Below are 21,287 nucleotides of genomic sequence, written 5' to 3' on the forward strand. Positions count from 1 at the left end.
GGGACGACGATGCGACACGCCGTGATCATGGCGGGCGGCTCCGGCACGAGGCTGTGGCCGCTGTCCCGCGCCCAGCGCCCCAAGCAGCTGCTCGACGTCGTGGCCGACGAGGACGGCGGCGCGCACAGCCTGCTGGAGGAGGCGTTCACCCGCCTCGAGGCCGTGCTGCCGGCCGAGCAGATCTGGGTGTGCACGGCCGCCCGCTACGCCGACATGGTGCGGGCGGCGCTGCCCCGGCTGCGCGCCGACCGCCTGGTCCTGGAGCCGACCGCGCGGGACACCGCGAACGCGGTCGGGCTCACCGCCGCGCTGGTGGCCGACGTCGACCCGGACGCCGAGCTGGCCGTCGTCAGCGCCGACCACGTGATCCGGCCGGTCGAGCGCTTCGTGACCGCGCTGACGACCGCCTACGACCTGCTCGGCGTCCGCCCCTCGGCGCTGGTCACCCTCGGCGTCACCCCGACCTCCCCGGCGACCGGCTTCGGGTACGTGCAGAAGGGCGCGCCGACCGAGGTGCCCGGTGCGGCGGAGGCGGCGTCGTTCCGGGAGAAGCCCGACCGCGCGACCGCGGAGGCCTACCTGGCGTCGGGGGAGTACGTCTGGAACTCCGGCATGTTCGTGTGGCGGGCGCAGACGGTGCTCGACGCCCTCGCCGACCACCTCCCGGAGTCCGCCGAGGGCCTGGCCCGCATCGTGGCCGCGCCCGCGGGTCCCGAGCGGGACGCCGTCCTCGCGGAGGTGTTCCCGACCCTGCCGAAGATCAGCGTCGACTACGCCGTCCTGGAGCCCGCGGCCGCCGAGCCCGGACGGGTCGCCGTCGTGGACCTCGACGTCGAGTGGCTCGACATCGGCTCCTGGCCGGCGCTGGCCCACACCCTAGAGACCGACGACCAGGGCAACGCCGGCCGCGGGCTGCGGGTGCTGCTCGACAGCTCGGGCAACGTCGTGCTCTCCGACGACCCCGACCACCTGGTGGCGCTGCTCGGCGTGCGCGACAGCGTCGTCGTGCACACCGCGGACGTGACCGTGGTCTGCCCGGTGGCCGACGCCGAGCGGGTCAAGGCGCTGCTCGCCGAGGTCGAGTCGCGGCACGGCGCCCGCTTCAGCTGAGCCCGGGCCATCCCCGCGGGGGCCGTGTGACGAAGCACCGGGGTGACGCTCCGACACGGATGGACGACTTCGCGCAAGATGGTGGCCGTGCGTCTTCTCCGTGACCGGCGCCCGACCGGTGGACCGGCGGGCGAGCAGTCGCCGGGAGGGCTGACCGGGCGGGCGCGCGCCGCCGCGGCCGCGGCGGTCCTCGCCCTCACGACGGCGGTGGTCCTCGCCCAGCTCTTCGTGAGCGGGACGGTGGGGCTCGCGGACAACGGCGACGCCGACCGGCTGGTCTGCCGCCTGGGCCTGGGCATCGGGCCGGACTCCTCGCAGCAGGGCTTCGAGGGCGACTACCGGCCGGCCGAGCGCTGCACGGAGGACAACTGGCGGTACGCCACCTCCTGGCGACCCGTGCTGCGGCTCACGTACTGGGCCACGCGGCTCGTGACCGGCTCCGACTCCTTCGACGTGGCGGTCCTGGCCGTCGTCGGAGCGGTGCTCCTGGGCCTCGGCGCGGCCGCGCTGTTCCTGGCGCTGCCGGGCGGCGCGGGGTCCCGCTGGCCGCTGACCGCGCTGGTCGTGGTGGCGGTCAGCGACATCGGCTTCGTCACCTACCTCAACTCGGGCTACACCGACCAGGCCGGCTTCATCGGGCTGCTCTGGGTGTGCGCCGCCGTCGTAGGGCTCGTCGTCCACCGGACCTGGCCGTGGCTCCTCCTGCTGGCGGTGGCCGTGGTGTTCACGGCCACGGCCAAGACGTCGTTGCTCACCGTCGTCCCCGCCGTGGCGCTGGCGCTGCTGCTCAGCCGGCGGCACTGGGCCCGCCGGCCGGCGCCCGCCCGCCGGGCGGTGCCCCGGCCGGGCATCGCGGTGCTGCTCGTGCTCGCCGTCGCTGGGGTGGCCGGCGCGCTGGTGGCCGGCGGCCAGGGCGAGGGGTTCAGCAACGGCAACAAGTACAACCTGCTCTTCCACACCATCCTCGCGGAGTCCGACGACCCGCGCGCGGACCTCCGCGAGATGGGGCTGCCGCCCGAGCTGGCCAAGTACGCCGGCACGAACGCCTGGCAGGAGGACACCCCCTGGGGCGACCAGGGCATCGAGGACAACGCCTGGACCGTCTTCTCCTGGAAGACCTACCTCGAGTTCTTCGCCGGCCACCCCGACCGGTTCCTCGAGCTCGTCCCGCGCTCCTTCGACGCCGTGACCGAGGCGCGGGTCGACTACCTGGCCAACCTGCCCGGCGAGGCGGGTGGGGACCCGCAGCTCGCCGAGCGCCCGAGCCCGGTCTTCTGGGTGCTGGGTCTGCTGCCCACGGGGTGGCCGGTGCCCTCGATCGCGTTCCTCTGGCTCGGCGCAGCCGTCCTCGGCGTCCGCTGGGCGCGGTCGCGCGAGGCGGGACGGGCCGCCCGCGGCGTCCTGCTGGTGCTGCTGACCGGCTACGCCGTGAGCCAGTCGCTGGTGGCGCTCAGCGACGGCTACTACGAGCTGGCCAAGCACAACGTCCACGCCGCCTTCGCCACCGGACTGCTGCTCGCGGTCCTGCTCGAGGCGGGGGCCCGCGCTGCCCTCGCCGCGGTCCGCCGGCGCCGCGCCGCGCCCGCCGGGGATCGGGACGGCGGGGGCGACACGGCGCCCGAGCCGGCCGCGCCGGCCCCGGTGGGCGAGACCCGGTGAGCGCCGCGATCGCCGTCGCCGCCTACGAGGCGCAGTGGGAGCCGGACTGGCCGCTGGACCTCCGCCGCGCGCTGGCCCCGCACGGCCGCGGCACCGCCGACCCGGCGCAGCGGGTGACGCCCGAGGGCATCTGGCGCACCACCAGCACCCCCGACGGGCCGGCCACCGTGCGCATCCGCTGCTCCGCCGGCCGGGTGACGGTGTCCGCGTGGGGCCCCGGGGCGGAGCGGGCCGGCGCGGCCGTGCCCCGCGCGCTGGGCGCCGAGGACCCGGTCGACGACTTCGACCCCGGCGACCACGCGCTGGTCGCCGACCTGCACCGCCGCACGCCGTGGCTGCGGCTGGGCGGCACCGGGCGAACGTGGGACGCGCTCGTCCCGGCCGTCCTGGAGCAGAAGGTGACCACCGTCGAGGCCAACCGCGTGTGGCGGGAGCTGCTGCGGCTCGCCGGTGAGCCGGCCCCCGGCCCCGCCCCCGAGGGCATGCGCGTTCTGCCCTCGGCCCGGCGGCTCCTGGAGATCACCGACTGGCAGTGGCACGCGTGCGGGCTCGACGGCGCCCGGCGGCGGGCACTGCGCGCCGTCGCGACCGTCGCCGACCGGCTGGAGCCCGGCGAGCCGTGGGACTCCGCGGAGCTGCGGCGCCGGTTGTGCTCGGTGCCCGGCATCGGCGTCTGGACGGCGGCCGAGGTGGTGCAGCGGGCGCTGGGGTGCCCGGACACCGTCAGCGTCGGCGACTACCACCTGAAGAACCAGGTGGGGTTCGCGCTGACCGGGCGCCGCACCACCGACGACGAGGGCATGCTCGCGCTGCTCGAGCCGTGGCGCGGGCACCGCCAGCGGGTGGTGCGCCTGCTGCTGGCCGGCGGCCCCCGCCGCCCGCGGCGCGGGCCGCGCTTCGCCCCGACCGACTACCGCCGGATCTGAGGCCCGGCCTCCTCGAGCAGCCCCAGCAGGTAGTCGCCGTAGCCGCTCTTGCCGAGCGGGCCGGCGGCGGCGACCAGGCCGTCGTCGTCCAGCCAGCCGTTGCGCCAGGCGACCTCCTCGATGCAGCCGATCTTCAGGCCCTGCCGCTCCTCGACCACCGAGACGAACTCGGTGGCCTGGCGCAGCGAGGCGAAGGTGCCGGTGTCCAGCCAGGCGGTGCCGCGGTCCAGGGCGGTGACGGTGAGCCGGTCCTCGCGCAGGTAGTGCTCGTTCACCGCGGTGATCTCCAGCTCGCCGCGCGCGCTGGGGGTGATGCCGCGCGCCACCTCGACGACGTCCCCGGCGTAGAAGTAGAGGCCGGGCACGGCGTAGGAGCTCTTCGGCCGGGCCGGCTTCTCCTCGATGGACAGCACCCGGCCGGCGGCGTCGAACTCCACGACGCCGTACTCCTGCGGGTTGGCGACGTGATAGGCGAAGACGTGCCCGCCGGCGGGCTCGGGCAGCCGCGCCAACGCGGTGCCCAGCCCCGCGCCGTAGAAGATGTTGTCGCCCAGGACCAGGGCCGCGGCCTCGCCGCCGAGGAACTCCGCCCCGATGAGGAACGCCTGCGCCAGCCCCTCGGGCCGAGGCTGCACCGCGTACTCGATGCGCATGCCCAGCCGGGTGCCGTCGCCCAGCAGGGCCCGGAACGCGTCGGAGTCACCGGGGGTGGTGATGACCAGCACCTCGCGGACGCCGGCCATCATGAGCGTCGAGAGCGGGTAGTAGATCATCGGCTTGTCGTAGACCGGCATGAGCTGCTTGCTCACCGCCTGGGTGATGGGGAAGAGCCTGCTCCCCGTGCCACCGGCCAGGATGATCCCGCGCATGGGCGGGCACGTTACCGACCGGAGGCGGCTCGGACGGGCTGGGTGCCCAGCCACAGCCTCCCGACGAGTGAGGTGCCCCCGGCCGTCGCCACCGGCTCCCAGCGGGTGGCCCAGCCCTCCGCGTGGAGCTGCACGACCGCCGCGCCCAGCAGCGCGCCGAGGTTGACGGCGGTCGTGGTGGTGAGCGCGTCGGTGAGGTGGACGTCGACCACACCGTCCCCCTCGCCGCCGTAGCGCAGCACCACCGGGAACTCCGGGAGGGCGGCACTGGCGGTCCGGAAGGCGGCTGCCACGGCGTCCAGCTCACCGGCCCGCGGCACCAGGTCGGTGCCCGGCCGCCGGGAGGCGACGACGTCGCGCGAACCGTAGGGGAACAGGTCCTCGGCCGGCAGCCGCACCAGCGGGCGGGTGCCCTCGTCGGCCGCCGGGCGGTCGACCGGCAGCCCGCGGACGACCGCGACCGGGACGCCGTCGAGCTTGCCCTTGACCAGGTCGGCGGCCGAGGCCAGCTCGTCGACCACCGCGATGCGGGTCGTCTCCAGCCGGTTGCCGTGCGCGTCGACGGCGCCACGGTGGTCGACCAGCGCGGTGATCCCCGCGGAGCCGACGGCGACGTCGGTGAGCCCCTCGCGCCAGGTGCGGCCGAAGGTGTCGCTCACCACCACCGCGACGTCCACGCCCAGCAGCTCGGCCAGCCGCACCCGGAGCGCGCGGGCCGAGGCGTCGGCGTCCTCGGGGAGCAGCACCAGTGAGCCCTGGTCGACGTTCGAGGCGTCGATGCCCGCGGCCGCCACCACCCAGCCATGCGGCGTCTGCACGATCTTCAGCGGGCCCCGGCGCGCGACGACGCGCACGGTCTGCCCGTCGATCGCGGCCTGCCGGGCCGCCTCGCGGTCGGCGCCGGGCGGCACGCGGACCAGCGCGCCCTCGACCTTGGAGACCACCTTGGAGGTCACGACGACGACGTCGCCGTCGGCCAGCCAGGGCGCCCGCGCGGCGATCGCCCCGGCCAGGTCGTCACCGGGCGCGAACTCCGGCAGCCCCGCGACGGGGATGACCGAGATCCCTTCCGGGACGTCAGGCACCGGCGGCGTCCAGGGCTGCGCGGGCCAGGGCCGTCGTGGCGTCGGGGTCGGACATGAGCAGCGGCACCTGCCGGACGTCGACGCCGGGGACGTCGGCGGTGTCGTCGGGCTGGACCAGCCAGGCGTCGAGCAGACCGCCGTCGGACCGGGCGCCGTAGTGGCGGCCCACGCCCTCGGCGCTCACCTCGATGCCCAGCACCGGCAGGCAGCGGTCGGCCATGCCCCGCACCACCGCGCCGCCGACGATCGGCGAGACACCGGCGATCCGGGCCGGGGTGGCCAGCAGCGCCTCGCGTAGCCCCGGGACGCCGAGGATCGTGCCGATGGACACCACGGGGTTGGACGGTGCCAGCAGGACCGCGTCTGCGGTGGCGAACGCCTCGGCCACGCCGGGGGCGGGGCGGGCGGCGTCCACGCCGACCTGCACGAAGGCCGACGGGTCGAGCCCGGCGCGGTGCCGCACCCACCACTCCTGGAAGTGGATGGCGCGCGGCCGGGCGGTCTCCGGATCGGTCACGACGACGTGGGTCTCCACCCGCTGGTCGCTCATCGGCAGGACGGTGACGCCGGGCTGCCAGCGGTCGGTCAGCGCGGCGGTGACGGCGGAGAGCGGGTAGCCGGCGTCCAGCATCCGGGTGCGGATCAGGTGGGTGGCGAGGTCGCGGTCGCCGAGACCGAACCAGTCGGGGTCGGCCCCGTAGGCGGCCAGCTCCTCCTTGACCGTCCAGCTCTCGCCGGCCCGGCCCCAGCCGCGCTCCTCGTCGATGCCCCCGCCGAGGGTGTAGACGACGGTGTCGAGGTCCGGGCAGATCCGCAGCCCGTGCAGCGTCACGTCGTCGCCGGTGTTCACCACGGCGGTGATCTCCGCGTCGGGCGCGGCCGCCCGCACCCCCCTGAGGAATCGAGCCCCTCCGGTCCCACCTGCCAGCACCACGATCTGCACGAAACACATCGTGCCCGATAGGCAGTTGTGCACTGTTCCACGGGCGTGTCGGGGTAGCAGACGAGATGTGACGAAGGGGCTGTGACGGGTGTGGCCGGTGTGGCGTGTCGCTTACACCGGGCGAAGTTGACGGCTGGGCAACGACACGCGTGTAATTCCGACGTTGTCATCGAGTGCTGAGCGGTCCGGGATCCTCTCGACAGCCGCGCACCGGGACGAGAGCGAGAGGGGACGCATCGTCATGGCTGAGGTGTCGTGGTTGAGCGACTACGTCAACGGGACCGACCGGTTCACCGCCGGCATCGGGCAGGCGCCCGGGGCTCCGGCCGGTCCGGGCATCAGCGGGCTGCTGGGCATCGGTCTGGAGTCCGAGGGGCAGTCCTGGCAGGAGCGCGCCCTGTGCGCCGAGACCGACCCGGAGGCGTTCTTCCCCGAGAAGGGCGGCTCCACCCGCGAGGCCAAGAAGATCTGCACCGGCTGCGAGGTCAAGGCCGAGTGCCTCGAGTACGCGCTGTCCAACGACGAGCGCTTCGGCATCTGGGGCGGGCTCTCCGAGCGTGAGCGCCGCCGCCTCCGCCGCCGCGCCGTCTGACGGAGGACCCCTCCTCCCCGAGCCTCGCACGCCCGGCCGGAACCCGTGAGCGGGCCGGATCCAGCACCCCACCCAGCCGCCGACGTCCCCCGTCGGCGGCTGTGGTGCTATTCGGGGCATGCGCACCCGGGTCGTCGTCGGCACCGCGCCGGTGGCCCACGAGGTCCGCGCCGCCGCCCCGCTGGCCCGCCGGCTGCGCGCGCCGGTCACCGCCAGGGCGCCCTGGCTGACCGCGGTCCTCGACGCGCAGGCAGCGCGCCGCTGGTCCGGCCGGCCGGTCGCCGTCGTCGTGGGGGGACCGGAGGGCGCCTGCCCGGGGGCCGCGGCCTTCCTCCGGCTCCGGCGGCGGGGTGCGCTCACCGCGGTGACCCTGCTCGGCGACGGCCTCCCGGTGCCGCCCGGGCTGCCCCCGGCCCGGCTGCTCGCCGCGGACGACGACGCGGCGGCGCGGCTCGCCGACGGGATCGGCGACCTGCTGGGCTCGCTGCGCGGGCCGTGGTCGCTCGCGCTGGCCGGCCTCCCGCTCGGTGACCCGACCGCCCGCCGGCTCGCCGCGCGGTACCCGATGGCGCGGATGGCGTCGAGCCGGACCACCCGGCTGGTCGACGAGCTCGACGGGGCCGGTCCCGTGCTGCGCACCCGCGACCCGGCGGAGGTCGACCGGGAGCTCCCGGCGCTGCTGGCCGCCGAGCCGGACCCGGCCGCGCGCGGCTTCCTGCGCGTGGCGGCGCGGCTGCACGCCGCCGCCGGTCAGCTGGAGCTCGCTGTCGTGGAGGGAACGGACGGCGCGTCCCGGGGTGGGCTGCTGGTGCTGCTGGACGGCCCGGCCGCGGTGCCCTGGTGGGCGACGCCCGGGCTGCCGGGCCTGCGCGCCGAGCGCGGCGCGCCCACCGCGGCGGTGACCGTCCCGAGGCGCTCCTGGCTGCCGGCCCCCGACGTCGCCCGCCGGCTGGGCGGCCGGTAGCGGCCGCTCAGCCCCCGGCGCGGGTCGGGACCACCGCGCCGTCCCACACCAGGACGGCTCCGGCGGGCTGCCCGCCGGTCAGGGTGACCGCGACGTCGTAGCTCCGCCCGGTGGGCTCCTCGCCGCCGCCCGGCGGGCGCAGCCGCGTGGCGAACCGGCCGGAGACGGTCACGTCGTCCCCGTCGCGCGCGACCCGCAGGTCGGGGGAGGAGAGCTCGGCGTACTCGGTGCGCGCGGCCCGGCAGGCCGGGTCCCCGGGGGCGGGGGGTGCGGCCGCGGCCAGGCAGTTGACCGCGGGCAACCGCAGGCGGACCTCGCCGCGGTCGCCGCTGAGCGCCAGTTCCAGCTCCGGGTGCGCGGCGGTCAGGCCGACCGCGTGCTCCTCGAGGACGACGCCCGCGAAGGAGAGCCGGGCGGTGAGCCGGTCCGGTGCCGGTGGGGCCCAGGACGTGCCGGGAGCCGCCGACGTGCGGGCGGCCGACGCCGAGGCCGCGGGCGGCTCCCCGGTGGTCCCGGCCGGGCGCGACGCGGCGGCCAGGGCGGCCGCGGTGCCGACCAGCAGCAGGGCGGCGACGGCGAAGGCGGTCAGCAGCGGACCGGGTCGCACGGGGGCGGCGCCGACGGGCGGCGGGGGAGGGGGAGCCGGGGCCAGCGCGGCCCAGCCGTCGCCGGCGTCGTCCCGCGCGCCCGGCGTGCCCGGCGGGGAGGACAGGAAGTCCGCGAGGTCGTCCCGCGGCTCCTCGGTGGCGCCGGGACCGGGCGGGGCCGGTGCGCGGGTGCGCAGCCGGAGCGCCACCGCCCCGGCCGCCAGCAGCAGCAGGATCCCGAGGACCGCGCCGAGCGCGATCCAGGGCCCGGCGGCCGCTGCGGGGACGTCCATCGCGCCCAGCATCGCAGGGGCCGCCGCCGGGTCCCCGCTCAGCTGCCGGGGTCGATCTCCTCGGGGTCGCGGCCGAGCAGGACGGCGACCTGGTCGACGACGACGTCGCGCACCAGGTCGGCCAGGTCGTCCCGGTCGCCGGCGCGCAGCTCGAGCGGCCGCCGGTAGACGATGATCCGCGGCGGCACCTCGCGGCCGTCCTCGCGGTGCGCGGGCAGCACGCGGGCCAGCGGCACGCCGGCGTCGTCGAGCACGTCGGAGTCCAGGACGACGTCGTCCGGGCTCGTGTGCTCCACCCACGGGACGTCCTCGACGGCGAACTCCACGCCGGCCAGCTCCCGCTCCCAGCGGCGCTCGAGGTCCTCGACCGCGTCGAGCACCAGGTCGTCGAACTGCTCGGCCCGGCTGCGGGACAGCGGCACCTCGGCCGGCACGAGGGGACCGCGCAGGCCGCGGCCGTGGCGGTCGCGGCGGGAGCGTGGGCGTCGGGAGGGACCGGTCATGACGAGGCGGAGCCTACGGCGCGCGCGACGGGGAACGCGGTCAGCGCGGCAGCCGGCGCCAGACGGCCCGGGGGAGCAGCCGCATCACGGCGAAGACCGGCCGCAGCACGCCCGGGACCCACACCTCGCCGCGCCGGCCGTGCAGGGCCGCCACCACGGCGTCGGCGACCTGGTCCGGCGTGCTGGAGAACGGCGCCGGGGACATGCCGGCGGTCATCCGCCCGACGACGAAACCGGGGCGGACCAGCAGCAGCCGGACACCCGAGCCGGCCAGGGCGTCGGCGAGCCCGCTGGCGAAGCCGTCCAGCCCGGCCTTGGCCGAGCCGTACACGTAGTTGGCCCGCCGGACCCGGACACCGGCGACGGAGGAGAAGACGACGAGCGTCCCCCGCCCGGCCGCCCGCAGCCGGTCGGCGAGCAGCGTCAGCACGTGCACCTGGGCGGTGAAGTCGGTGTGCACGAGGGCGACCGCGGCCGTGGCGTCCCGCTCGGCGCGGGCCTGGTCGCCGAGCACGCCGAAGGCGACGACGACCGTGGCCGGCACGCCGAAGCGCCGCTCCACCTCGTCGAGGACGGCGGCGTGACCGGCCAGGTCGTCCGCGTCGAACTCGACCCGGCCGACCGTCGCGGCGCCCGCGCGGAGCAGTGCCGCCTCCTGCTCGTCGAGGTCGTCCGCCCGCCGCGCGGCCAGCACGACGGTGCGGCAGCCGCCCGGGGCGAGCCGCTCGGCGACGGCCGTGCCGATCTCGCTGCGCCCGCCGAGGACCAGGACCGGACCAGTGCAGATGCCCACGGGGTCATCGTGCAGGATGGGGTTGCCGCCCCCGAAACACCGGTGTGCCTGCTGCGGACGACCCGCGAGCGGGTTTACGGTGCATGCGTGAGGAACCGGTGGTGAGGCAGTCACGTCGCTGCTCGCGCAGCGGCTGCGCGCAACCGGCAGCGGCGACTCTGACTTACGTGTACGCGGAGTCCACGGCCGTTGTCGGGCCGTTGGCGACCTTCTCGGAGCCGCACAGCTACGACCTCTGCGAGTTCCACGCCGAGCGGCTGACCGTGCCGCGCGGGTGGGAGGTCGTCCGGCACGAGATCGACCTCGACGACCTGGGCCCGACCGGCGACGACCTGCTCGCCCTGGCCGACGCCGTCCGCGAGGCCGCGCGGCCCGAGCCGCCGCGGGACCCCGCCGACGACGGCCGCGGCACCCGGCGCGGGCACCTGCGCGTCCTCCCCGACCTCCCCTGACGCGCCGCGGCCCCCGGGAGGGTGGCCGTCCGAGCGGGCCGCCGGGCGCGCCGCTATCGTCCCGCACGTGGACGACCTCTCATCGATCATCAAGGCCTACGACGTCCGCGGTGTGGTCCCCGAGCAGTGGGACGAGTCGGTCGCCCGGGCCATCGGCGCCGCCTTCGCCGAGTTCGTGCACGGCGACAGCGGCGCCACCTCGGTGGTCACCGCCCACGACATGCGCGAGTCGTCGGTGCCGCTCTCGCGGGCCTTCGCCGAGGGCGTCATCAGCCGCGGGCTGGACGTCGTCGAGGCCGGTCTCGGCTCGACCGACATGCTCTACTTCGCCGCCGGTTCGCTGGGCATCCCGGGCGCGATGTTCACCGCCAGCCACAACCCGGCCCAGTACAACGGCATCAAGATGTGCCGCGCCGGTGCCGCCCCCATCGGGCAGGACTCCGGGCTGGCCGAGATCCGCGCGTCCGCGGAGCGGGACAGCTACGACCGCGACCCGGGCCGGGTCGGCTCGGTGTCCCAGCGGGACGTCATCCACGAGTACGCCGCCCACCTGCGCGGCCTCGTCGACCTCTCCGGCATCCGCCGCCTGAAGGTCGTCGTCGACGCCGGCAACGGCATGGGCGGGCACACGGTGCCCGTGGTCCTGGCCGACCTGCCGCTCGACGTCGTCCCGATGTACTTCGAGCTCGACGGCTCCTTCCCGAACCACGAGGCCAACCCGCTGGACCCGGCCAACCTGGTCGACCTGCAGGCGGCGGTGCGCGAGCACGGCGCCGACATCGGCCTGGCCTTCGACGGCGACGCCGACCGCGTGTTCGTCGTCGACGAGCGGGGCGAGCCGGTCAGCCCGTCGGCGATCACCGCGCTGGTCGCCGTCCGCGAGCTCGCCAAGGGCCGCGGGACGACGATCATCCACAACCTGATCACCTCGCGGGCGGTGCCTGAGATCGTGCGCGAGCACGGCGGCGAGCCGGTGCGCACCCGGGTGGGGCACTCGTTCATCAAGGCCGAGATGGCCCGCACCGACGCCGTCTTCGGCGGCGAGCACTCGGCGCACTACTACTTCCGCGACTTCTGGCGGGCCGACACCGGGATGCTCGCGGCCATGCACGTGCTCGCCGCCCTCGGCGAGCAGGCCGGCACGCTGTCGGAGCTGACCGCCTCCTACTCGCGGTACGCCGCCTCCGGGGAGATCAACTCCACCGTGGACGACGCCGCGGCGCGGACCGCCGAGGTGCGCGCGGCCTTCGCCGAGCAGGAGGGGACGCGGGTCGACGAGCTCGACGGCCTCACCGTCGAGCTGGCCGACGGCGCGTGGTTCAACCTGCGCGCGAGCAACACCGAGCCGCTGCTGCGGCTGAACGTGGAGGCGCCCGACGAGGCGCGGATGACCGAGGTGCGGGACCAGGTGCTGGGGATGGTGCGGGCATGACGAACGGGACGACGACGGGACCGCTGGGGCTGGACCCCGAGCTGCTGGCCATCCTGGCCTGCCCCGACACCCACCACAGCCCGCTGACCGTGGACGAGGCGGCGAGCGAGCTGCTGTGCACGACCTGCGACCGCGCGTTCCCGGTGCGCGACGGCATCCCGGTGCTGCTGCTGGACGAGGCGCGGCACCGCACCGCATGATCCCGCCCGAGCTCGCCGAGGAGGTCCTCGACGACCTCGAGGTCATGCGGGCCCGCGACCCGCGCGGCCTGCTCCCCGCGGTCGCCGGTGCCGGCGCCCAGGTGCGGGAGACGGCGCGGCTCACCGCGGAGGCGGGGCTGGGGCGGGTCACCGGCGGTGGCCGGCCCCGCGCGCTGGTCGTCGTCGCCCGCCGCGAGGGCGCGGTGGCCGCCTCGGTGCTGCGCGCCCTGCTCGGCCCCGGCAGCCCGGTGACCGTCGAGGTGGTGCCGGGCCCGGCCCTGCCGGTGTGGACCGGCCCCAGTGACGTGGTCGTCGTGGCCACCCGCACCGGAGCCGGTTCCTACGCGGTCGCCCCCGCCTACGAGGCCGGCCGCCGCGGGGCCTCACTGCTGGGCATCGGGGCGGAGGACGCGCCGCTGCGCGCGGCCTGCTCGGCCGCCCGTGCGCCCTACGTCGCGCTGCCGGCCACCAGGGTCCGGCACACGACGCTGTGGTCGATGCTCACGCCGATGCTGCTGCTGGCCGCCGACCTCGGACTGCTGCCGGGCGACGTCGCCGACCCGGAGGCGATCGCGGCCGCGCTGGACGCCACGGCGGAGGAGTGCGGCCCGGCGCGGCAGACCTTCGTCAACCCGGCCAAGACGCTGGCGGTGGAGCTGCTCGACGCGCTGCCGGTGATCGCCGCGGAGGGGCCGCTCGCCGACGCGGCGGCCACCCGCATCGCCGACCAGCTGGCCACCCTCGCCGGCCTGCCCGCCACCGGCTTCCGGCTGCCCGACCAGCGGGTGGCCGCCTGCGCGGTGCTCGGCGGGCCGCTGGCCCCGCAGGACGCCGACGACTTCTTCCGCGACCGCGCCGACGACGCCGGCCGGCGGCTGCGGCTGCTCACGATCCGCGATGCGGCGGCCGCGGGCCACGACGGCGCCGGCGAGCGCGAGCCGCGCTCGGCCGCGGAGGCGATGGAGACCGTGCTGCGCACCGCGGCGAGCTCGAACGTGCCGGTCAGCGGGCTGGCCGAGCACGGCGAGGCATCGGGGGGCCGGTTGCCTCGGCTGGCCCGCCAGCTCGCCGTCGCCGACTTCACCGCCGTGTACCTCGCACTGGCCCAGGACTCGGAGCGCGGTGCGCGCCCGTGACCGCGTTCGGCGGCACCACCCCCGTGGGTAGGACCGGACCCCGGAACGACGGAAAGGACCTCCCGTGGCGGGTGGACTGGTAGCTCTGCTGGACGACGTCGCGGTGCTGGCCCGTGCCGCCGCCGCGTCGATCGACGACATCGGCGCGGCGGCCGGGCGGGCGAGCATCAAGGCCGCCGGTGTCGTCGTCGACGACACCGCGGTCACCCCGCAGTACGTCCAGGGGCTCAACGCCGACCGCGAGATCCCGATCATCCGCAAGATCGCGCTGGGCTCCCTGCGCAACAAGCTGCTGATCATCCTCCCGGCGATCCTGCTGCTCAGCGAGTTCCTGGACTTCCTGCTGACCCCGTTGCTGATGGTCGGCGGTGCCTACCTCTGCTACGAGGGCGCGGAGAAGATCTGGCACCGCGTCAGCGGCCACGCCGAGGAGCACGGCTCGGTGGAGGAGGCGCTGCCGGACGAGAAGACGATCGTGAGCGGGGCGGTCCGCACCGACTTCATCCTGTCGGCCGAGATCATGGTCATCTCGCTCAACGAGGTCGCCGACGAGGGCTTCGTGTCGCGGGCGATCATCCTGGTCGTCGTCGCGCTCGGCATCACCGTGCTGGTCTACGGCGTCGTCGGGCTGATCGTGAAGATGGACGACATCGGGCTGAACCTGGCCCAGCGGTCCGGGGCCCGGGTGGCGGCCTTCGGCCGGGCGCTGGTCCGGGGCATGCCGAAGCTGCTGTCGGTCCTCACCGTCGTCGGCACCGCCGCGATGCTCTGGGTCGGCGGGCACATCATCCTGGTGGGCACCGACGAGCTCGGGTTCCACCCGCTCTACGAGTTCGTGCACCACCTGGAGGAGGCCGCGCACGACGCCACCGGTGCGCTGGGCGGTGTGGTCGGCTGGATCGTCAACACCCTCGGCAGCGCCCTGCTCGGGTTGGTCGTCGGCGCGGTGATCGTGCTGGTGATGACCCTCACCGTGCACAGGAAGAAGGCGGGGAGCGCCGCGCCGGGTCACTGAACGGGGAACAGTGGGAGCCATGCACACGGGGACGTCCGACCGGACGCTGCTCTCACCGGCCCGGCGACGCGCGGACCGGGCCCGTCTGGAGACCGAGGTCGTCGACGTCCTGGTCGTCGGCGGCGGTGTCACCGGGGCCGGGGCCGCGCTCGACGCGGCCAGCCGCGGGCTGACGGTGGCCCTGCTGGAGGCCCGCGACTTCGCGGCGGGCACCTCCAGCAGGTCGAGCAAGCTCATCCACGGCGGCCTGCGCTACCTCGAGCAGCTGGCCTTCCCGCTGGTGCGCGAGGCGCTGCACGAGCGGGCCCGCCTGGTGCAGACGATCGCACCGCACCTCGTGCGGCCGCTGCCCTTCCTGCTGCCGCTCACCGCCCCGGTCTGGCAGCGGGCGTACTTCGGCGCCGGCGTCGCGCTGTACGACGTGCTCGGCGTCGCCTTCACCTCCGACCGGCCCATCCCGCGCCACCGGCACCTGTCCCGGACGGCGACCCTCGCGGCGTTCCCGGGCCTGCGCCCGGACGTCGTGCACGGCGCCATCCGCTACTGGGACGCCCAGGTCGACGACGCCCGCCACACCCTGGCCGTCGTCCGCACCGCCGCCGGCTACGGCGCCCGCGTGCTGTCCAGCGCGCGCGTCACCGGGCTGCTGCGCGACGGCGAGGCGGTCGTCGGCGTGCGGGCCGCGGACCTCACCGACGGCTCCACCTTCACCGTCCGCGCCCGCAGCGTCGTGGCGGCCACCGGCGTGTGGAGCGACGACATCGGCACCATGCTCGGGGCCTCCGCGCCGGACCTACGGGTGCGCGCGTCGAAGGGCGTGCACCTGCTCGTGCCGCGCTCGGCCATCGACGGCGGCGCGCTGACCGCCGCGGGCGGCACCCCGGACGGCCTGATCCTGCGCACGCCGACCAGCGTGCTGTTCGTCATCCCGTGGGGCGGGGAGTGGATCATCGGCACCACCGACACCCCGTGGAAGCTCGACCGCGACCACCCCGCGGCCAGCAGCGCCGACATCGCCTACCTGCTCGACCAGGTCAACCGGGTGCTCACCCGGCCGGTGACGGCCGACCAGATCCTCGGCGTCTACGCCGGCCTGCGCCCGCTGCTGGCGGGGGAGTCCGACGACACCAGCCGGCTGTCCCGCGAGCACGCCGTCGTCACCCCGGTGCCGGGCCTGGTGCTGGTGGCCGGCGGCAAGTACACGACCTACCGCGTGATGGCCGAGGACGCCGTCGACGCCGCGGTGGTGGGCCTTCCCGGCGTGCCGTCGTCCCGCACCGCGCACCTGCCGCTGGTCGGAGCGCACCGCTGGTCGGAGGTGCGCGACCGCGCCGCGGAGCTCGCCGCCGGCGCGGGCCTGACCGAGTCGGCGGTGGAGCGGCTGCTGCACCGGCACGGCGACCGCACGCCGGACGTGCTCGCCCTGGCGGCCGCCGACCCGGGTCTCGCCGAGCCGCTGCCCGGGGCACCCGACTACCTCGCCGCCGAGGTGGTGCACGCGGTCACCGCCGAGGGCGCGCTGCACCTGGACGACGTGCTGACCCGTCGCACCCGCATCTCCATCGAGGCCCCGCACCGCGGCGTGGAGACCGCCCCGCGGGTCGCCGAGCTGATGCGCCGGGAGCTCGGCTGGGACGACGAGCGCACCGAGCGCGAGGTCGCGCACTACACCGCGCGCGTGGACGCCGAGCGCGAGTCGCAGCGGATGCCCGACGACCGGACCGCGGACGCCGCCCGCCTCGGCGCCCCCGACGTGCGCGCCGGGGTGGCTCCGCGGGGAGCGGAGGTGCCCGTGGTGCTGCCGGGCCGGGCCACGTCGGCGTGAGGGCCCGCACCGGGACCGGGAAGTTAGCCTGACCCCATGTGGCAGCTTCAGAACGCGGTGCGTCACTACCCCTGGGGTTCGCACACGGTCATCCCGGAACTGCTCGGGCTGCCCTCGCCGGCCGACCGGCCGCACGCCGAGCTGTGGATGGGCGCGCACCCCGACGAGCCGAGCGTCCGGTCCGACGGCGTCCCGCTGGACAAGGCCATCGCGACCGAGCCCGAGGAGCTGCTGGGCCGCGACGTCGTCGAGCGCTTCGGTGCGCGGCTGCCCTTCCTCATGAAGGTGCTGGCCGCCGACCAGCCGCTGTCGCTGCAGGCGCACCCCACCAACGAGCAGGCCGAGGCGGGGTTCGCCGCCGAGGAGGCCGCGGGCGTGCCGCGCGACTCCCCGACGCGCACGTTCAAGGACCGGTCGCACAAGCCGGAGATCCTGCTGGCGCTGACGCCCTTCGAGGCGCTCTGCGGGTTCCGGCCGGTCGAGGAGTCGCTGCACTGCCTGGCCAAGCTGCAGGTGCCCGAGCTGAAGCCGACGATCGCCGCGCTGGCCCGCGGTGGTCTGCGCGCCGCCATCCCGCAGCTGCTGGCGCTGTCGGCCGAGCACCGCGAGGTGCTGGTCGACGCCGTCGCGGAGGCCGCGGCCGGCTTCGTCGCCGCGCACGACCCGGAGTTCATCAACACCTACCGCTGGGCGGCCTCGCTCGCCGAGACCTACCCCGGCGACCCCGGCGTGGTCATCTCGCTCATGTGCAACCACCTCAAGCTGCAGCCCGGTGAGGCGGTGTTCATGCCGGCCGGCAACCTGCACGCCTACCTCTCCGGGGCCGGCGTCGAGGTGATGGCCAGCTCGGACAACGTGCTGCGCGGCGGGCTCACCGGCAAGCACGTCGACCTGGCGGCGCTGATCGAGGTGCTCGACTTCACCGACGGCCGGGTGCCGGTGCTGCACCCGGTGCTCGGCCCGGGCGGGCTGCGGTACCCGGTGCCGGTCGAGGACTTCGACCTCACCCGCTGCCAGCTCGACGACCAGGCCGGCACGCTGACCACCCGCGGCCCGCAGCTGCTGCTGTGCACCGAGGGCACCGCGGTGCTGTCCTCCGCGGAGGACACGGTCACGCTGGCCAAGGGCGAGTCGGCGTTCGTGCCCGCGGGCACGCCGGTCAGCGCGCGCGGTCCGGCGGTGCTCTACCGGGCGACGACGAACCTCTCCTGACGCACCCGGCCCGGCACCCCTGCGTGTCGGGCCACCAGGTGGGCGCGGCACCGGCCTACTTTCCGGAGCGCTGCCGTCCCGCTCCGGAGGAGTTCCGTGCCCGCTCGACCGACCGCCCGTCCCCGTCGGACTGCCCGGGCGGTGGTGGCCCCGCTGCTGGCGCTGGCGCTGCTCGCCGGGTGCGACGCGGGAGCGGAGCCGGCCGGGGGGTCGGCCACGGCGGCGGTCGAGGAGGCCGCCGTCCCCGAGGACGGGCTCGCCGGCACCGCGCTCGACGGCGGCGCCGCCGACGCGGCGATCGGTGCTGCCGCGCCGACGACGGCGCTGGCCGCGCTGGCCGACCTGGAGGTCAAGGGGCGGGCGCCGCGCACCGGCTACGACCGCGACCTCTTCGGCGCCGGCTGGGTGGACACCGACCGGAACGGCTGCGACACCCGCAACGACGTCCTGGCGCGCGACCTCGCCGCGGAGACGTTCGAGCCGGGGACCCGCGACTGCGTCGTCCTCACCGGCACGCTAGCCGACCCGTACTCCGGGCGCACCATCGCGTTCCAGCGCGGCCAGGGCACCAGCGAGGCGGTGCAGATCGACCACGTCGTCGCGCTGTCCGACGCCTGGCAGAAGGGCGCCCAGCAGTGGGACGCCGCCACGCGCACCCGGTTCGCCAACGACCCGCTGAACCTGCTCGCCGTCGACGGGCCGCTGAACATGCAGAAGGGCGACGGCGACGCGGCGACCTGGCTCCCGCCCGCCCGGACCTACCGCTGCGCCTACGTGGCCCGGCAGGTCGCGGTGAAGCTCGCCTACGGCGCCTGGGTCACCCAGGCCGAGAAGAACACCATGGCGACGGTGCTGAGCGCCTGCCCGGCGGAGCCGCTGCCCGGTGGGGTGGCCGCCGAGCTGCCGCAGGCCGCACCGGCTCCGGCTCCGGCACCCGCGCCGTCCGCCTCGTACGCGAACTGCACCCAGGTCAAGGCGGCGGGCGCCGCGCCGATCCGGGTGGGCGACCCCGGCTGGCAGCCGAAGTTCGACCGTGACGGCGACGGGGTGGGCTGCGAGTCCTGAGGACATCGGGGCCGTCACCCGGGCGGGGGGTTGCGCCCGCCGCTTATCCTGGACGGCGGCACGAGCCCCGCCGAAGCCTCGGCATGCTCGCTCTCCCCGGGACCCGGGGATCGAAGCGACCCTGCATCCGACTGCACCGCCCGGCGCCGCGCCGGGCACCTCTGGAGCTTTCATGACCGCCAGCACTGGCACCCGCACGCTGTCCACGCCCACCGGCGAGGCCGACTACAAGGTCGCCGACCTCTCCCTCGCCGGCTTCGGCCGCAAGGAGATCCAGCTCGCCGAGCACGAGATGCCCGGCCTCATGGCGCTGCGCGCCGAGTACGGCGACGCCCAGCCGCTGGCCGGCGCCCGCATCGCCGGCTCGCTGCACATGACCATCCAGACCGCGGTCCTCATCGAGACGCTGACCGCGCTCGGCGCCGACGTCCGCTGGGTCTCCTGCAACATCTTCTCCACGCAGGACCACGCGGCCGCGGCGATCGTCGTCGGCGAGGGCACCGTCGAGGAGCCCGCCGGCGTCCCGGTCTTCGCCTGGAAGGGCGAGACCCTCGAGGACTACTGGTGGTGCACCCAGCGCCTGTTCGAGTTCCGCGACGAGAGCGGCGCCGTCGTGGGCCCGAACATGGTCCTCGACGACGGTGGCGACGCCACCCTGCTGGTCCACCTGGGCACCCGCTTCGAGGCCGACGGCGTCGTCCCGGACACCACGGAGGCCGACTCCGAGGAGTACGCGGTCATCCTCCAGACCCTCCGCAGCACGATCGCCGAGGACGCCTCGTACTGGACCCGCATCGGCCAGGGCATCAAGGGCGTCACCGAGGAGACCACCACCGGCGTCATGCGGCTCTACGAGCTCGCCCGCGACGGCCGCCTGCTCTTCCCGGCGATCAACGTCAACGACTCGGTCACCAAGAGCAAGTTCGACAACCTCTACGGCTGCCGCCACTCGCTCATCGACGGCCTCAACCGCGCCACCGACGTCATGATCGGCGGCAAGGTCGCCGTCGTCTGCGGCTACGGCGACGTCGGCAAGGGCTGCGCGGAGTCCCTCCGCGGCCAGGGCGCCCGCGTGATCATCACCGAGATCGACCCGATCTGCGCCCTGCAGGCCGCCATGCACGGCTACGAGGTGACCACGCTGGACGAGGTGATCGGCAAGGCCGACATCATCATCACCACGACCGGCAACAAGGACATCATCTCGGCCGAGCAGCTGGCCTCGACCAAGCACCAGGCGATCATCGGCAACATCGGCCACTTCGACAACGAGATCGACATGGCCGGCCTCGCGAAGATCCCCGGCGTCGTCCGGACCACCATCAAGCCGCAGGTCGACGAGTGGCGGTTCGAGGACGGCCACACGATCATCGTGCTCTCCGAGGGCCGGCTGCTGAACCTCGGCAACGCCACCGGGCACCCGAGCTTCGTCATGAGCGCCTCGTTCTCGAACCAGACGCTGGCGCAGATCGAGCTGTGGAACAACCGGGCCGCCTACGAGGGCCAGGCGCCCGGCGTCACGGTGCTCCCGAAGAAGCTCGACGAGCACGTCGCCCGGCTCCACCTCGACGCCCTCGGCGTCAAGCTGACCGAGCTCACCAAGGTGCAGGCCGACTACATCGGCGTGCCCGTCGAGGGTCCGTACAAGAGCGACCACTACCGCTACTGAGAGAGGACCCTGCTGCCCCCCACCCGTCGCACGCTCAGGGTGGGCCCCTGCAGCAGGGCCGTACCGCGGCCGGAATAGGGCTCTCTGCCCCAGGGCGCACCCCACCCACGCGGGTGGGGTGCGCCCACTCTCGGCACCGACCAGCGCAGAATGGTCCCCGTGCCACCCACCGCTCCCCAGAACGGGCCCAGCCGCGGCCGTGTCCTGGTCGTCGACGACGACGCCGCCCTCGCCGAGATGCTCGGGATCGTGCTGCGCCGGGAGGGGTACGAACCGGCCTTCGTCTCCGACGGCAACCGCGCCATGGGCGTCTTCCAGCAGACGCGGCCCGACCTGGTGCTGCTGGACCTGATGCTGCCCGGCCGCAACGGCTTGCAGATCTGCCAGGACATCCGCACCCAGTCGACGGTGCCGATCGTGATGCTCACGGCCAAGGGCGACACCATCGACGTCGTCCAGGGGCTGGAGGCCGGCGCCGACGACTACGTCACCAAGCCGTTCAAGCCGGTCGAGCTGGTGGCCCGCGTGCGCGCGCAGCTGCGCCGCGGGGAGACCGGGCAGGCGGAGAACCTGGCCATCGGCGACGTGCAGATCGACGTGCCCGCCCACCAGGTCACGCGGGACGGCGTACCGGTCGCGCTGACCCCGCTGGAGTTCGACCTGCTGGTCGCCCTGGCCCGCAAGCCGCGCCAGGTGTTCACCCGCGAGCTGCTGCTCGAGCAGGTGTGGGGCTACCGCCACGCCGCCGACACCCGGCTGGTCAACGTCCACGTGCAGCGGTTGCGCGCCAAGATCGAGAAGGACCCGGAGAAGCCCGAGGTGGTCCTCACCGTGCGCGGCGTCGGCTACAAGGCCGGGCCGCCGTGAGCGGACAGGTCCGTGAGCATCGCAGCGAGGAACGAGCGAGGAGCGGAGCGCGCCGCGGGAGCGAACCAGGAGATTGCCTGACAATGGGCT

At 75.4% G+C, this 21,287-nt stretch carries 21 protein-coding genes; 15 read left to right on the forward strand and 6 right to left on the reverse strand.

Annotation, left to right across the window (positions count from 1 at the left end; translation table 11 throughout):
* The first annotated feature begins 9 nt into the window (after positions 1–9).
* The 3 genes from ACI79H_RS17600 to ACI79H_RS17610 all read left to right on the forward strand — a co-directional run bounded on the left by ACI79H_RS17600 (position 10) and on the right by ACI79H_RS17610 (position 3,695).
* Positions 10–1,110, forward strand: a complete 1,101-nt coding sequence (locus tag ACI79H_RS17600; protein ID WP_456555713.1) for a mannose-1-phosphate guanylyltransferase — start codon at positions 10–12, stop codon at positions 1,108–1,110.
* A gap of 87 nt (positions 1,111–1,197) precedes the next feature.
* A complete protein-coding gene (gene wsfD, locus ACI79H_RS17605) occupies positions 1,198–2,769 on the forward strand; it encodes a glycan biosynthesis hexose transferase WsfD (RefSeq protein ID WP_456555714.1) in 1,572 nt (523 codons plus the stop codon).
* Complete coding sequence (locus ACI79H_RS17610) at positions 2,766–3,695, forward strand: DNA-3-methyladenine glycosylase family protein (RefSeq protein ID WP_456555715.1); 930 nt, start codon at positions 2,766–2,768, stop codon at positions 3,693–3,695. Before wsfD ends, ACI79H_RS17610 begins: the two co-directional genes overlap by 4 nt.
* On the opposite strand, the gene rfbA is transcribed toward ACI79H_RS17610, so the two are convergent.
* Genes rfbA through cofD form a run of 3 tightly spaced genes read right to left on the reverse strand, consistent with a single transcriptional unit; the run spans position 3,680 to position 6,592 of the window.
* Positions 3,680–4,564 carry a glucose-1-phosphate thymidylyltransferase RfbA gene (gene rfbA / locus ACI79H_RS17615; RefSeq protein ID WP_456555716.1) on the reverse strand — a complete coding sequence of 295 codons (885 nt, stop codon included), beginning with the start codon at positions 4,562–4,564 and terminating at the stop codon, positions 3,680–3,682. The genes ACI79H_RS17610 and rfbA overlap by 16 nt on opposite strands.
* A gap of 11 nt (positions 4,565–4,575) precedes the next feature.
* Complete coding sequence (locus tag ACI79H_RS17620; RefSeq protein ID WP_456555717.1) at positions 4,576–5,649, reverse strand: coenzyme F420-0:L-glutamate ligase; 1,074 nt, start codon at positions 5,647–5,649, stop codon at positions 4,576–4,578.
* Positions 5,642–6,592 (reverse strand): 2-phospho-L-lactate transferase, encoded by a 951-nt coding sequence (gene cofD / locus ACI79H_RS17625; protein ID WP_456555718.1) that lies wholly within the window; start codon positions 6,590–6,592, stop codon positions 5,642–5,644. The genes ACI79H_RS17620 and cofD overlap by 8 nt, the downstream gene beginning before the upstream one ends.
* A gap of 337 nt (positions 6,593–6,929) precedes the next feature.
* Here cofD and ACI79H_RS17630 point away from each other — a divergent pair, with 337 nt between their 5' ends.
* Positions 6,930–7,184, forward strand: coding sequence for a WhiB family transcriptional regulator (locus ACI79H_RS17630; protein WP_200493374.1), 255 nt, complete (start codon positions 6,930–6,932; stop codon positions 7,182–7,184).
* Between the two features lie 118 nt (positions 7,185–7,302).
* The gene (locus tag ACI79H_RS17635) at positions 7,303–8,148 is read left to right on the forward strand and encodes a hypothetical protein (RefSeq protein ID WP_456555719.1); all 846 of its coding nucleotides are present in this window, start codon (positions 7,303–7,305) and stop codon (positions 8,146–8,148) included.
* A 7-nt stretch (positions 8,149–8,155) separates the two neighbouring features.
* On the opposite strand, the gene ACI79H_RS17640 is transcribed toward ACI79H_RS17635, so the two are convergent.
* From ACI79H_RS17640 to ACI79H_RS17650, 3 genes are read right to left on the reverse strand one after another with little or no spacing between them, the layout of a single operon-like run.
* Entirely contained in the window at positions 8,156–9,028 is an 873-nt protein-coding gene (locus tag ACI79H_RS17640; protein ID WP_456555720.1) for a hypothetical protein, read from the reverse strand.
* A 38-nt stretch (positions 9,029–9,066) separates the two neighbouring features.
* Positions 9,067–9,531 carry a metallopeptidase family protein gene (locus ACI79H_RS17645; protein WP_456555721.1) on the reverse strand — a complete coding sequence of 155 codons (465 nt, stop codon included), beginning with the start codon at positions 9,529–9,531 and terminating at the stop codon, positions 9,067–9,069.
* Between the two features lie 40 nt (positions 9,532–9,571).
* Complete coding sequence (locus ACI79H_RS17650) at positions 9,572–10,324, reverse strand: SDR family NAD(P)-dependent oxidoreductase (protein WP_456555722.1); 753 nt, start codon at positions 10,322–10,324, stop codon at positions 9,572–9,574.
* 83 nt (positions 10,325–10,407) lie between these two features.
* On the opposite strand from ACI79H_RS17650, the gene ACI79H_RS17655 reads away from it, so the two are divergent.
* The 10 genes from ACI79H_RS17655 (at position 10,408) to mtrA (ending at position 21,197) form a co-directional block, all read left to right on the forward strand.
* Entirely contained in the window at positions 10,408–10,776 is a 369-nt protein-coding gene (locus ACI79H_RS17655) for a DUF3499 domain-containing protein (protein WP_456555723.1), read from the forward strand.
* A 67-nt stretch (positions 10,777–10,843) separates the two neighbouring features.
* Positions 10,844–12,208 (forward strand): phosphomannomutase/phosphoglucomutase, encoded by a 1,365-nt coding sequence (locus ACI79H_RS17660; RefSeq protein ID WP_456555724.1) that lies wholly within the window; start codon positions 10,844–10,846, stop codon positions 12,206–12,208.
* A complete protein-coding gene (locus ACI79H_RS17665; protein WP_456555725.1) occupies positions 12,205–12,408 on the forward strand; it encodes a Trm112 family protein in 204 nt (67 codons plus the stop codon). The genes ACI79H_RS17660 and ACI79H_RS17665 overlap by 4 nt, the downstream gene beginning before the upstream one ends.
* Positions 12,405–13,544 carry an SIS domain-containing protein gene (locus ACI79H_RS17670; protein WP_456555726.1) on the forward strand — a complete coding sequence of 380 codons (1,140 nt, stop codon included), beginning with the start codon at positions 12,405–12,407 and terminating at the stop codon, positions 13,542–13,544. Before ACI79H_RS17665 ends, ACI79H_RS17670 begins: the two co-directional genes overlap by 4 nt.
* Before the next feature lie 64 nt (positions 13,545–13,608).
* On the forward strand, positions 13,609–14,559 hold the full coding sequence (locus ACI79H_RS17675) for a DUF808 domain-containing protein (protein ID WP_456555727.1): 951 nt from the start codon (positions 13,609–13,611) through the stop codon (positions 14,557–14,559).
* 19 nt (positions 14,560–14,578) lie between these two features.
* Entirely contained in the window at positions 14,579–16,384 is a 1,806-nt protein-coding gene (locus ACI79H_RS17680) for a glycerol-3-phosphate dehydrogenase/oxidase (protein ID WP_456555728.1), read from the forward strand.
* Between the two features lie 36 nt (positions 16,385–16,420).
* Entirely contained in the window at positions 16,421–17,596 is a 1,176-nt protein-coding gene (manA, locus tag ACI79H_RS17685) for a mannose-6-phosphate isomerase, class I (RefSeq protein WP_456555729.1), read from the forward strand.
* A 96-nt stretch (positions 17,597–17,692) separates the two neighbouring features.
* The gene (locus ACI79H_RS17690; RefSeq protein WP_456555730.1) at positions 17,693–18,661 is read left to right on the forward strand and encodes a GmrSD restriction endonuclease domain-containing protein; all 969 of its coding nucleotides are present in this window, start codon (positions 17,693–17,695) and stop codon (positions 18,659–18,661) included.
* 172 nt (positions 18,662–18,833) lie between these two features.
* Positions 18,834–20,330, forward strand: a complete 1,497-nt coding sequence (gene ahcY, locus ACI79H_RS17695) for an adenosylhomocysteinase (protein ID WP_456555731.1) — start codon at positions 18,834–18,836, stop codon at positions 20,328–20,330.
* Between the two features lie 159 nt (positions 20,331–20,489).
* Entirely contained in the window at positions 20,490–21,197 is a 708-nt protein-coding gene (gene mtrA / locus ACI79H_RS17700) for an MtrAB system response regulator MtrA (protein WP_456555732.1), read from the forward strand.
* The last annotated feature ends 90 nt before the right edge of the window (positions 21,198–21,287 follow it).

The sequence above is a fragment of the Blastococcus sp. SYSU D01042 genome (genome assembly GCF_054050515.1).

Coding starts and splice junctions, on each gene's coding strand:
- manA (WP_456555729.1), top strand. CDS start 16,421: ATGTGGCAGCTTCAGAACGCGGTGCGTCACTACCCCTGGGGTTCGCAC.
- ahcY (WP_456555731.1), top strand. CDS start 18,834: ATGACCGCCAGCACTGGCACCCGCACGCTGTCCACGCCCACCGGCGAG.
- ACI79H_RS17600 (WP_456555713.1), top strand. CDS start 10: ATGCGACACGCCGTGATCATGGCGGGCGGCTCCGGCACGAGGCTGTGG.
- ACI79H_RS17680 (WP_456555728.1), top strand. CDS start 14,579: ATGCACACGGGGACGTCCGACCGGACGCTGCTCTCACCGGCCCGGCGA.
- ACI79H_RS17640 (WP_456555720.1), bottom strand. CDS start 9,028: ATGGACGTCCCCGCAGCGGCCGCCGGGCCCTGGATCGCGCTCGGCGCG.
- ACI79H_RS17665 (WP_456555725.1), top strand. CDS start 12,205: ATGACGAACGGGACGACGACGGGACCGCTGGGGCTGGACCCCGAGCTG.
- ACI79H_RS17655 (WP_456555723.1), top strand. CDS start 10,408: ATGCGTGAGGAACCGGTGGTGAGGCAGTCACGTCGCTGCTCGCGCAGC.
- rfbA (WP_456555716.1), bottom strand. CDS start 4,564: ATGCGCGGGATCATCCTGGCCGGTGGCACGGGGAGCAGGCTCTTCCCC.
- ACI79H_RS17635 (WP_456555719.1), top strand. CDS start 7,303: ATGCGCACCCGGGTCGTCGTCGGCACCGCGCCGGTGGCCCACGAGGTC.
- ACI79H_RS17670 (WP_456555726.1), top strand. CDS start 12,405: ATGATCCCGCCCGAGCTCGCCGAGGAGGTCCTCGACGACCTCGAGGTC.
- ACI79H_RS17645 (WP_456555721.1), bottom strand. CDS start 9,531: ATGACCGGTCCCTCCCGACGCCCACGCTCCCGCCGCGACCGCCACGGC.